10 protein-coding genes and 1 pseudogene are annotated in these 10,931 nt (G+C 66.0%); 6 read left to right on the forward strand and 5 right to left on the reverse strand.

Annotated elements, in window-relative coordinates; all coding sequences use genetic code 11:
- A partial coding sequence (locus AC5LSR_RS20050; RefSeq protein WP_493468817.1) for a hypothetical protein occupies positions 1–315 on the reverse strand: 315 nt, incomplete at its 3' end.
- 166 nt (positions 316–481) lie between these two features.
- Here AC5LSR_RS20050 and AC5LSR_RS20055 point away from each other — a divergent pair.
- The gene (locus AC5LSR_RS20055) at positions 482–2,095 is read left to right on the forward strand and encodes a hypothetical protein (protein WP_250287182.1); all 1,614 of its coding nucleotides are present in this window, start codon (positions 482–484) and stop codon (positions 2,093–2,095) included.
- A 40-nt stretch (positions 2,096–2,135) separates the two neighbouring features.
- Here AC5LSR_RS20055 and AC5LSR_RS20060 read toward each other — a convergent pair whose 3' ends face one another.
- The gene (locus AC5LSR_RS20060; RefSeq protein WP_250287184.1) at positions 2,136–2,432 is read right to left on the reverse strand and encodes a P-loop NTPase family protein; all 297 of its coding nucleotides are present in this window, start codon (positions 2,430–2,432) and stop codon (positions 2,136–2,138) included.
- 319 nt (positions 2,433–2,751) lie between these two features.
- Between AC5LSR_RS20060 and AC5LSR_RS20065 the strand changes: the two genes are divergently transcribed.
- Both AC5LSR_RS20065 and AC5LSR_RS20070 read left to right on the forward strand, forming a co-directional pair.
- On the forward strand, positions 2,752–3,498 hold the full coding sequence (locus tag AC5LSR_RS20065) for a CoA transferase subunit A (protein ID WP_131790693.1): 747 nt from the start codon (positions 2,752–2,754) through the stop codon (positions 3,496–3,498).
- Positions 3,488–4,168, forward strand: coding sequence for a CoA transferase subunit B (locus tag AC5LSR_RS20070; protein WP_250287186.1), 681 nt, complete (start codon positions 3,488–3,490; stop codon positions 4,166–4,168). The genes AC5LSR_RS20065 and AC5LSR_RS20070 overlap by 11 nt, the downstream gene beginning before the upstream one ends.
- Here AC5LSR_RS20070 and AC5LSR_RS20075 read toward each other — a convergent pair.
- Together AC5LSR_RS20075 and AC5LSR_RS20080 are read right to left on the reverse strand one after the other, a co-directional pair.
- Positions 4,165–4,440 carry a cytochrome C oxidase subunit IV family protein gene (locus tag AC5LSR_RS20075; RefSeq protein ID WP_131790692.1) on the reverse strand — a complete coding sequence of 92 codons (276 nt, stop codon included), beginning with the start codon at positions 4,438–4,440 and terminating at the stop codon, positions 4,165–4,167. The two genes, AC5LSR_RS20070 and AC5LSR_RS20075, sit on opposite strands and share 4 nt — an antisense overlap.
- Positions 4,441–4,443: 3 nt before the next feature.
- Positions 4,444–5,037, reverse strand: a complete 594-nt coding sequence (locus AC5LSR_RS20080) for a cytochrome c oxidase subunit 3 (RefSeq protein WP_250292260.1) — start codon at positions 5,035–5,037, stop codon at positions 4,444–4,446.
- Between the two features lie 32 nt (positions 5,038–5,069).
- Here AC5LSR_RS20080 and AC5LSR_RS20085 point away from each other — a divergent pair.
- Positions 5,070–5,481, forward strand: a pseudogene (locus tag AC5LSR_RS20085) (DDE-type integrase/transposase/recombinase); the annotation flags it as partial.
- A gap of 150 nt (positions 5,482–5,631) precedes the next feature.
- On the opposite strand, the gene AC5LSR_RS20090 reads toward AC5LSR_RS20085, so the two are convergent.
- The gene (locus AC5LSR_RS20090) at positions 5,632–6,306 is read right to left on the reverse strand and encodes a hypothetical protein (RefSeq protein WP_493468818.1); all 675 of its coding nucleotides are present in this window, start codon (positions 6,304–6,306) and stop codon (positions 5,632–5,634) included.
- 952 nt (positions 6,307–7,258) lie between these two features.
- Here AC5LSR_RS20090 and AC5LSR_RS20095 point away from each other — a divergent pair.
- Both AC5LSR_RS20095 and AC5LSR_RS20100 read left to right on the forward strand, forming a co-directional pair.
- Positions 7,259–8,635, forward strand: a complete 1,377-nt coding sequence (locus AC5LSR_RS20095; RefSeq protein ID WP_250285361.1) for an IS701 family transposase — start codon at positions 7,259–7,261, stop codon at positions 8,633–8,635.
- 203 nt (positions 8,636–8,838) lie between these two features.
- Positions 8,839–10,794 carry a flavin-containing monooxygenase gene (locus AC5LSR_RS20100; RefSeq protein ID WP_250285362.1) on the forward strand — a complete coding sequence of 652 codons (1,956 nt, stop codon included), beginning with the start codon at positions 8,839–8,841 and terminating at the stop codon, positions 10,792–10,794.
- Positions 10,795–10,931 lie beyond the last annotated feature (137 nt).

Raw genomic sequence — 10,931 nt, forward strand, 5'->3', positions numbered from 1 at the left:
CTCGACGCCGTCGAGCAGGCTGAACGCGGTGACCTCTCCGGACGGGCCCGCCAGGCCATCGCCCTGACCCGCGCCGACGCCTCCCCCCTCCAGGTCGCTGCCGCCGACGTGCTCCTGGCTGACAATCCCTTCGGGGACAGTCGTTTGTTCACCGAGGTGGAGCCCACCGCCGCCGCGGTCGCAGCCGCTCACTGGCTGCACGTCGCCGCCACGGTCACGGCACGCCAGACCGGACTTGATCCCACCCAGGTCCTCGTTGAGGCGGACAATATCGAGGCGCTTCCCCACGAAAGTCCCACCGTCGTCCTGGAACACATCACCGCCGCCAAGTGCGGCTGGAGTACCAAGTGCGGCTGTAGTACAAGTGCGGCTGTAGTAGCAGTGAGGCTTCGCCTCGGACCGCCGAGCAGCGCGGCTGGGCTGGCGGCCCCGGTGCCGGCCGGCGCATCCTGGCGACCGTAGCCGTGTCAGGAGGCCGGTCATGGGTGCGCATACGGTGACGGTCAACGAGGTGCTCGACGGGCACGTGGCGCTGGACATCCAGTGCCTGGACCGGATCTATCTCAACGCCTACGTGCCGACGTTGCAGACCAGCGCGCAGGTCACGGCGTTCCTGTCCGGTCACCTGGGCTACCCGTTTCCGTCGCCGGCGCTGTTCAACCAGATCGGCCAGCGGTTCCGCCGCGCGGTCGCCTCGTTCGCCGAGGCCAACGGCCTCCCGTGGGTGCGCTTCGGCAGGGACGACGTGGGCGGCAAGCTGGAGCTGATGCGTCCGCATCTGGATCGCCAGGCCGCGACCGGACGGTCCGGGGTCGCCGCGACCTGGGTGGCCCAGGAGTTCCAGCGGGTCTGGACCGCCTACGAACGCCACACCGCCACCGGGGCGGTGCAGTGGTCGTTCACCAAAACCGACCGGCGGGTGTCCTGCTCCTACTTCTCCGTGTGGGACGCCGACTTCGGCCCGGCGTTCATCAAGATGTGCAGCTACTTCCCGTATCCGGCGAAGATCTGGCGGGGCGGGCACGCGTGGGCCAAACGCCAGGCGACCCGGGCCGGGATCGGCTTTGCCGAGCTGTCCAACGGGTTCGCCGCCGCCGCCGGCCCGGCCGCGCTGCAGGAGATCTGCGACCGGCTGAACCCGGGCGCGATCGACGTGTTCGTGCAGCGCTGGCTGGCCCGGCTGCCGTTGCCGCTCACCGCCACCGACCGGGACGCCGGCTACTGGTGGGAAACCTCCATGCGCCAGATCGAGATCTCCCGCACCCTCGTGTTCGACGCGCCCCGGCACGCCCGCGGCTTCTTCGAGGCGCTCATCGCCGACAACCTCGACCTCGGCCGCCCGCACAACGGGGAAATCATCTTCGGACGCCTCATCCGCCGTGACATGAAGGGAACCTTCCGCACCGCGATCGACCGCCGCGACAACGGCGGTGGCGTGGTCAACGTCTTCTACAAGCACTCCCGCATCAAGCAGTACCTCAAGGACGGTCGGGCCATGCGGATCGAGACCGTCATCAACGCCCCGCGGGACCTGGGCTGCAACGCCCGCCTGCGCCACCTGCCCGAGCTGCAGTCCAAGGCCCGTGCGGCCAACCGCCGGATCCTGGACGCTGAACGGGTCGGCCAGGGCTGTGTCCTCGCGAGTCCGGCCTTCGAGCGGATCACGCACCCCACCGTCGACACGGAGGGGCGGCGGACCCCGGCCCTGCGGTTCGGTGATCCACGGGTCATGGCCCTGACCGGCGCCCTGTGTCAGACGCTGCTCACCGCGACCGGCTTCACCAACAAGAACCTACGTGTCCTGATCGCTGGGCTGCTCGGCAGCGACTACCGCCCCGGCCAGAGGACCTATGACCTGCGCCGGCTGCGCCTGGCCGGCCTGATCCGCCGGCTACCGCACCGCAACCGCTACACGCTCACCGACGACGGCATCCGCATCGCCGTCTTCTACACCAAGGTCTACAACCGGCTCCTCGTCCCGCTTACCGCGGCCGACCAGCCCCAGGCCCCACCCGAGCTGCGCGACGCGCTCCGCATCCTCGATCGCCACGTCGACAGCTACATCGACCACGCCCGGCTCGCACCCGCAGCCTGAAACGTGACACAGATGTGAAGAACCCACAGACCAAAGATCGCTAGTCGACGTCGACGCGCTCCTTGAAGATGTCCGAGCTCTCGCACTCCGTCAGCTCGCCGACGAAGCGAGCCTGACCGCGGTTGAGCAGGTAGACGTAGTCCCCACGGGCGAGCACCCGCGTGACGTACCGCTCGACCAGCAGCAGACTGGAGCCTTCCTGAGCCAGCAGGTCGAGAAAGGCGAAGATCTCGTCCACCACAGCGAGCGCCAGTCCCATCGACACCTCGTCCAGCAGGAGCAGGCGCGGGCTCGAGAACAGGTGTGCCTGAACCGCCGACCCAGATCCCTCGATCATGATGACCGCCAGAATCGAAGTTCGCCTCGGACTCCGCCACGGCGGGTCGCAGTTGTCCGCAGTTTGGGCAGTCATTGTGGTCACCAGAACGGCGCCGCTCACGACCGCGAGCAGCCTTGCAACGGGCTTCAGCGCCATCGTCTCCCTGCCCAGGTGCACGGCCCACGAGTCGCCGCCCTCACACCTGTCGATCTGTGATTTTTCTCACTTATCCTTCCTCCGTTTTGAGTTAATGACCCTTTGAGTGCTTTTCATCCCACGAGAAGTGCTTGCAAGACGTTAGTTTCTAACTATAATTCGTTTTTGGAGAGGGGAAGCGGTGAACAAGATCGTCGGCAGTGCCGCCGAAGCGGTCACGGATATCGCCTGCGGGTCGTCGCTGGCCGTTGGCGGGTTCGGGCTCTGCGGCATCCCGCAGGCTCTCATCGAGGCGCTGTTGGAAACCGGGGTCGACGACCTCAAGACGGTCTCCAACAACTGTGGCGTCGACGGGTGGGGCCTGGGCTCGCTTCTGCGAGCCAAACGGATCAGCCGCACCACGGGCTCCTACGTCGGGGAGAACAAGGAGTTCGAGCGGCAGTTCCTGTCCGGCGAGCTCGAGGTCGAACTGGTCCCGCAGGGCACGCTCGCCGAGCGGCTCCGTGCCGGCGGCGCGGGTATCCCCGCCTTCTACACCCCCGGTGGCGTCGGGACACAGGTCGCCCTCGGGGGGCTTCCTCTCCGGTACGACGGGTCGGGTGGCGCGGCGAAGGCGTCGGAGCCCAAGGAAGTCCGCACCTTCGACGGTGTGGAGTACGTGCTGGAGCACGCGATCGTCTGCGACTACGCCCTCGTGCATGCCCGCTACGGCGATCGGCACGGCAACCTCGTCTACGAGAAGTCGGCGCAGAACTTCAACCCACTCTGCGCCGCTGCGGGTCGCGTGACGATCGCGGAGGTCGAGGAGGTCGTGGAGCCCGGCGACCTGGATCCGGCCCTGGTGCACACCCCGGGAATCTTCGTGCAGCGCGTGGTGCAGGTGTCCGTGGAGAAGCGGATCGAGCGGAGGACCGTCCGTGCTGTCTAGGGACGAGCTGGCAGCGCGGGTCGCCCTCGAGCTCGCGGACGGGCAGTACGTCAACCTCGGGATCGGCCTGCCTACCCTGGTACCCAACTACGTGCCGGACGGCGTACACGTCGTGCTGCAGTCCGAGAACGGCATGCTCGGCGTCGGGCCGTACCCGACCGAGGACGCCGTCGACCCCGACCTCATCAACGCTGGCAAGGAGACCGTCACCCTCAATAAGGGCGGCTCGTACTTCGACAGCGCGACGTCGTTCGGGATGATCCGCGGCGGTCACATCGACGTCGCGATCCTCGGCGCCATGCAGGTGTCGGAGAAGGGCGACCTGGCCAACTGGATGATCCCCGGAAAGATGGTCAAGGGGATGGGCGGCGCGATGGACCTCGTGCACGGAGCCAAGCGCTCAATCGTGATGATGGAGCACGTCACCAAAGACGGCTCACCCAAGATCGTACGAGAGTGCTCGCTGCCCTACACAGGCCGCGCGTGCATCCAGCGCGTCATCACCGACCTCGCTGTGCTCGACATCGAGCCCGCAGGACTGGTGCTGCGCGAGCTCGCACCGGGCGTGACCGTCGACGACGTCCGGGCCGTCACCGAGCCCGACTTCGCCGTCGCGCTCTGGTGCTGGATTCCTCCGGTCTACCCCGGCCTTGAGGAACCCAGCATCTAAGCGAGGAGGAACAGCGAGATCGTCACGGCGCAGACGGCGACGCAGTACCCCTCGAACAACCCGCGCAAAACCGCCGGTGCGTTGCGGAGGTCCATGAAGTAGAGACCAACGAGCCTGGCCTTGAACAGCGCGACGACCAGGATCGCAACGCTCGCCATCCGATGCCCGTCGTTGCTGAGGCCATGGTCGGTACCCAGCACCCAAGACAGCGACGTCGCAAGGACGAGGATGAGCCACACACCGGTCGCACGCGTGCGCACCACGGAACTCATCGTTCACCTCACCAGGTAGAGCAGCGGGAATATAACTATCCAGAGCAGATCGACCATGTGCCAGAAGCATGCGCCGCCCTCGAAGAGCACGAACTGCCCCTCGCTGAGCTCAGCCTTCCGGGACAGTGTGAACAGGACGACGAGCACAACGAGGCCGAAGAACAGATGCGCCAGGTGCAACCCGGTCAGCACGAAGTAGTACATGTAGAACTTGTTGACGTCCGGAGTCATCCCCATGGCGATCTTGTCGTGGTACTCGACGACCTTCACCGCGACGAACCCGAGCCCGAACGCGATCGCGCCGACCAGCAGGCGCGGAGCGCTGCGCCGGGCCGCTCCCCTGACCGCGCGCGTCGCTAACACGACGAGCAGCGAGCTCGACAGAAGCAGCAGCGTGTTCAGCGCCCCCAAGTCGCGGTTCAGGGTGCCCTGCGAATGAGCGAAAACCTCCAGCTGCTTACCGCGCTGGTTCAGGTAGACACAGAACAGGACGGCGAAGACCGTCATGTCGCCGAAGAGCAGCAACCACAGCCCGGCCTCGCCCGGGATGTGGTGTTCTCGCCGGACCGTCGAGGCCGGCACCTGGGTCTGTTGCATCCGTGAGTTCCTCGATCAGGAATCGTAGGTGGATGCGCCGAGGTCCCGTCCGTCCACCGGTCCCCGCCTCGGACTTCACCGGATTGCCGGTTCCTGCCCGAGGGGAAGCGTGCCGGCGGTCCGCTGATACCTGCGCTATGCCCTGTCCTATCGGGACGTCGAGGAGCTCCCCGCCGAACGCGGCCTGGCCATCGATCATATGACCGTCTACCGGTGGGTGCAACAGTTCGCCCCGCTGCTGATCGACGCAGCCCGGCCTTGCCGGCACATTCCTGGAGATCGGTGGTGTGTTGACGAGACCTATGTGAAGGTCTCCAGACGGTGGATCTACCGGTACCGGGCCGTCGGCCAGGACGGCCCGGTCATCGACGTGCTGGCCAGTAAGTATCGCGATCTGGCCGCCGGCCAGTCGAAGTCACCGCCGACCCATCCACCATCCAGCCACTCGACGCCAACACGATCATCCTATCGGGGAGTCGCTACGACCGTTTGACCCCGCCCTCCATATTGACTCCGCTGAATACAACAGATCCCCGGCGGCTGCCTGCGAGAGCACTGGCCGCACGTCGCTGGCCTGCCCGGCGACCCATCTGGTCACTGCTGGCTGACCGCTTCCGCTCGGTTCGCCTGACCTTCTTCCTCCTGGCGCCGTATGGCATCGAGCAGCACAACCGACAGCACAATCAGCCACAGGAAGAACACGACGACCAGCACCCACCAGGCAATCAGGCCGTTCCATGCCAGCGGGCCGTCCTTGAAGAAGACGTCGAAGCCCGCCGGGCAGAACAGCAGGGCGGCCAAGATACTGAAGTAGCCGGACCAGCGGGGGAAGATTGGCTTTTCCTGGCGGTCCGCGAGGATCGCGATCCCGATCACGATGGCCTGCGCGACGATGGTGTAGACTAGACCCGTGAACGGCAACCAGCCCAGGTCGTTCAGGGTCTGGACGATTTCGGGAGAGCGCTCGGAGCGGAAAGCGGCGGTTTGCCAGAAGTAGATGGGGACGACGAACTCGAGCGGGAGAAGCACCCCGAGCCCGAGCTGTGCGTAGGTGAGGGGGGAGAACTGCCCCTCTATCCGCTTGAGCTGCACCGAGACTGCCGCGACCCACGGGACCGTCAGCGTGCCGGCATAGAGAGTCAGCAGGAGACCGAAACGAATCTGGTTCGCGTGTTCGCGGAATCTCACCGCCACCTGGTCAGGACTTTCGGCAGGTGACGGCGGCGGTATGAAGTCAGCGATCAGCCAGAATCCAATAAAGAATAACACTGCTAAGACAGGTCCGCACCACGCGCACAGGCGCTGGGCTCGTATGTTCATCTCGATACTCCTCGTCCAAGGAGCTGGAATACAATAAGTGACTTTCTTGCGAGGCGTCTACGCAGGTCAGGGCGTTGCGATGGCGTCACTTAATCCATTACGGGCCCTAACCAGCGGGTAGGCGGCCCGATGACTTTGCTGCCAGGACTTGGCGAACAACCGAAATGACCGGAACTGCGCGAACCCAGCACGTCGAATGTGCGGGTGCCCCGATCTCGGCATAGAGGCCCAGCGACTCGCCGTAGCCACGAACCGCCCACCTGATAGTTTCCGGCTACCTGAGCTGACCACCCTTCCGGCAGACCGACAACTCGATCCTCATCCACGTCACGCGCGATCCGCCGAGTCCACTCCAACGCTAAGTTAAACCTTTGTTAGATTAGAATCTACAGCAGTGTCCAAACAGGGGCAAGGGCGGGCTCGCAACTGGGTATTCTGTAAGCTTTTGGGGCTTTGGTACGGTTTGGGGACCTGACGTCGGGTTCGGGTTTCGTCGTCTTGCGCTTGGCTGCCAGTGCGCTCTGCTGGAAAACATGGGCGCACGACAGCCGGGGTCTGTTGCGTTGAGCGGGAACGGTCCAGCCCCCCACCCGACGACCCGATCCGCCACGTCCTCTACCAGCACCTCCGACAAAACAAAGTCGCTCGACCAGACCTGGAACCTGGCATCTGACTGAGATCCGCCAGTACCAGGCGATGCTGGGGGTTCGCTACACGCCTTACCCCCAGCCACCTGACCAGCAGGTTCTTCCCCCACGACACCATCCGGGCCGCGGACCCGGCGCCCGACCCACGCGCGACAGCCGGGCCGCCACCCTGCCTACTAACGGTAGTTTGTTGGATCAGGGTTGTGGGGGTAGGTCTGCGCTGTCGGACGTCTCCGAGGTGAGGGGGTCTGACGATGACCAGACGTCTGCCGTGCCCGCCCGCGCCGGGCCCGTTGGAGGATTACGCCGTCCGGTTCGATGATCTGTTCTCGGCGGTGGGGCAGCGGCGGGGGTTCCGGGAGTATCTGACCGGGCTGCTCGCGCCGCGGGATCGGAACAAGACGTTGACCTGCCTGGCTGGGGCCGAGCCGGTGGTGGGCGCTACCCATCCGGCGGTGCAGCGGCTGCAGTTCTTCCTCGCGGAGTCGGTGTGGAACCCAGGGAAGATCAATACCCGGCGGGTGGCGCTGCTGCAGGCCGATCCGCGGACCGCCTCGCATGCGGCTGGGGTGCTGGTGATCGACGATTCCGGGGATCGCAAGGACGGCACGGCCACCGCGCATGTGGGCCGCCAGTGGCTGGGCCGGTACGGCAAGACCGACAGCGCGGTGGTCACGGTGAGCACGCTGTGGGCAGACGAACGGCTCTACTATCCGCTGCACGCCCGGCCCTACACCCCCGCCCACCATTTCCCGAAAGGTAAGAACGATCCCGGGTTCCGGACCAAGCCGCAGATCGCGGTGGACCTGGCCCGGCGGGCCCGCCCGGCCGGGGTGGCGTTCCGGGCGGTGGCGGCGGACTGCGCCTACGGCGACCACGACGCCTTCCGCGGCGAGCTGGCCGCCGCGGGGCTGCCGTTCGTCATGGCCCTCAGACCCCACCGGGGCACCTGGGCCTACGGACCCGACGCCCGTACCCCGGTCGACGCCGCCCGAGACCTGGCTTGGGGCGGCCCGGACAACCCCGGGAACTGGACAGCGGTGACCCGCACGTTCCGGGACGGGCGCACCGCCCTGTGGTGGGCAGCTGAGGCCCGGCTGGGCTGGTGGGGGCCGGAGGGGACCATCCGTCTGGTGGTGGCGACCACCGACCCGGCCCGGCTGCCGGAGAACAGCAGCTGGTATCTGGCGACCAACCTGCCCCGTCCGGGATCGGCACGCGAGACCGACAGCCCGCACCCGCCCGCCGACCTGGCCGAGCTCGTGCGGATCCACGGGATCCGGAACTGGATCGAACAGGGTTACAAGCAGGTCAAGGACGAACTGGGCTGGGCTGATTTCCAGGTCCGCTCCGACATCGCGATCCGCCGCCACCAGACCTTGGTGTTCTGCGCGTTCTCGTTCTGTTGGATGCATACCCCCCTCACCGAGACGCCCCCCGGGCAGGAACACCCCGGCAGTGGGCACGACCGGCGAGAGAGGGGGTTCCACAGCAGCCCGCCCGCCGGCGCGGCCGTCCTGGCCGGTGACACTGCGCGCGGTCCGCAGCTGGCTAACCCCCCTGGATCATGCTGCAACGCTGCTGGCACGCCTGGTCACCGGCACCCCCGCCCGATGACGTCCAAGCCCTGATCACCGCGGTCGGTACAGGGCACGGCCTCCACCTCTACCTCCCACCCTGATCCAACAAACTACCGCACGATGCGCGACCGTTGCACGCGAAGCGCGAGGGGTGGGCCGCTTGCCCGGGGGCAATATCTAAACTAAATTAGGACAGGCGTCGCTCCACGTGAGTCGTCGCTGGCGACAGGTGGCCTGTCGCCACGGAGGGAGAGATGATGTCGGTCACTGAGGCTCGTACCCACATCGATCCTGTGGTGCTGCACGAAGCCTTGGCCGTGGCCAACATTCCGACGCTGGTACCGCTGCTGGTGCAGCTCACCGGCGACCGCAAGTGGACACGCCCGCCCTACCGGCCGACTCGCGCTCGTGGCACGGACGACCACGATGACGGCGGCCTTCCTCCTGTGGTGCAGCAGGAGATCCGCTTAGCGGTCGAACAGGCAGTGTTGGACTGGGCTGCGGGGGCACCGGTCGCCATGCCCGCTCCAACGGGTCGGCAGCTGCTGGAGCTGCTTGAGCTGTGCGTCGCCGAGGAGGTTCCCGAGGACTTCGAGGCGATGACAGCCGAGCAGATGGGGTTCCGGCCCAAGCCCGCGCCGGTACCGATTGCTGTTGGTGGCGAGTTTCACGTGGTTGTCATCGGTGCCGGCATCTCGGGCATGACCGCCTCTAAGTACCTGCGAGACATCGGGATCGCCCACACGGTCGTCGAGAAGAATGCCAACGTGGGCGGCACGTGGATCGAGAACCGCTATCCAGGCTGTGGGGTCGACACCCCGAGTCACCTTTACTCCCTCTCGTTCTTCCCGCGTGCGTGGAGCACGTACTTCGGCAAGCGCTCGGAGCTCGAGGAGTACCTGGACGGGCTCGCCACGCACTTCGACCTCCGTAGGAACATCCGCTTCCAGACCACGGCGGTGGCAGCGTCCTGGGACGACGACGCGGAACTGTGGACAGTCATCGTCCGGGACGCGGCCGGTGCGGAAGAGGCCCTGACCGCAAACGTCCTCATCTCGGCTGTCGGTCAGCTGAACGTTCCGAAAATCCCCCAGCTCGAGGGGATGAAGCAGTTCAAGGGGCCGGTGTTTCACTCGGCGCGCTGGCCCGACGGTCTGGACCTGACCGGCAAACGTGTCGCTGTCATCGGGACCGGGGCAAGTGCCATGCAGATTGTCCCTGCCATCGCCGACGTGGTGGGAGCCCTCGACGTCTACCAGCGCTCACCCCAGTGGGTGTCGCCGAACAGCAACTACTTCCGGCCGGTTGATGGGCGGGTGCACTGGCTCATGGATAAGGTGCCGTTCTACCGCGCCTGGTACCGCTCCAAGCTTGCCTGGGCCTACAACGACCGGATTCACGCGTCGTTGCAGAAGGACCCTGCGTGGGCGTACCCGGAACGTTCACTGAACGCTGTCAACGACGCACACCGCAAGTTCTTCACGGCGTACCTGATGGGAGAGCTTGAGGGCAGGCCTGACCTTGTGGAGAAGGCCCTGCCCAGTTACCCGCCGTTCGGGAAGCGGATGCTGCTGGACAACGGGTGGTTCGCCGCGCTAAAGAAGCCGCAGGTGGAGCTCATCACGGCTGGGGTCGCGGCGTTGACAGAGACGGGAGTCGTCACTGTTGATGGGGAGGAGCGGCCGGCGGACGTCGTGGTCCTCGCCACGGGCTTCGAGGCCCACAACCCCGTCCGTTACCAGGTCACCGGCATAGATGGACAGGTGCTTCAGGACCTGTGGGGAGCGGACGATGCTCGCGCGTACCTGGGTATCACAGCGCCAGGTTTTCCGAACCTGTTCTTCATGTATGGGCCGAACACGAACCTCGGTCACGGCGGCAGCTTCATCTACCTGGCGGAGAGCCAGATCAACTACATCATCGATGCTCTGCAGCACATGCTTCGCGAGGGCATCAGCTCCCTCGTGTGCAGGCCGGAGGTCAGTGATCGGTACAACCAGGAGCTCGACGAGGCGCACCAGCGGATGGTGTGGACGCACCAGGGCATGGACACGTGGTACCGCAACTCCAAAGGCCGCGTGGTGACCGCGATGCCCTGGCGCGTTGTCGACTACTGGACGATGACGCGCTCGGTCGACCTGGACGACTATGTGCTGCGCAAGAACGGCCGGATTGTCCAACGACCGGAATCAGACGGGCTGCCCACTTGAAGGCTGGTTGCTGGCGGCATCAGCGAGCTTTCGGTCGTCGCGGTACGCGATGCCGCGGGATGTTCGGCTAGTACTCCAGTGACAGTGGCCGGCGTGTGGTCTCTGTGTGGGGTGGCGGCGTGGCGTCCGAACGGGTG

The organism is Protofrankia sp. CiP1_Cm_nod4 (assembly GCF_982290645.1).

Bases quoted from the DNA above. Each gene is read 5' to 3' on its own strand.
- AC5LSR_RS20095 (WP_250285361.1), top strand. From the start codon at position 7,259: ATGACCAGACGTCTGCCGTGCCCGCCCGCGCCGGGCCCGTTGGAGGAT.
- AC5LSR_RS20080 (WP_250292260.1), bottom strand. From the start codon at position 5,037: ATGCAACAGACCCAGGTGCCGGCCTCGACGGTCCGGCGAGAACACCAC.
- AC5LSR_RS20075 (WP_131790692.1), bottom strand. From the start codon at position 4,440: ATGAGTTCCGTGGTGCGCACGCGTGCGACCGGTGTGTGGCTCATCCTC.
- AC5LSR_RS20060 (WP_250287184.1), bottom strand. From the start codon at position 2,432: ATGATCGAGGGATCTGGGTCGGCGGTTCAGGCACACCTGTTCTCGAGC.
- AC5LSR_RS20100 (WP_250285362.1), top strand. From the start codon at position 8,839: ATGATGTCGGTCACTGAGGCTCGTACCCACATCGATCCTGTGGTGCTG.
- AC5LSR_RS20055 (WP_250287182.1), top strand. From the start codon at position 482: ATGGGTGCGCATACGGTGACGGTCAACGAGGTGCTCGACGGGCACGTG.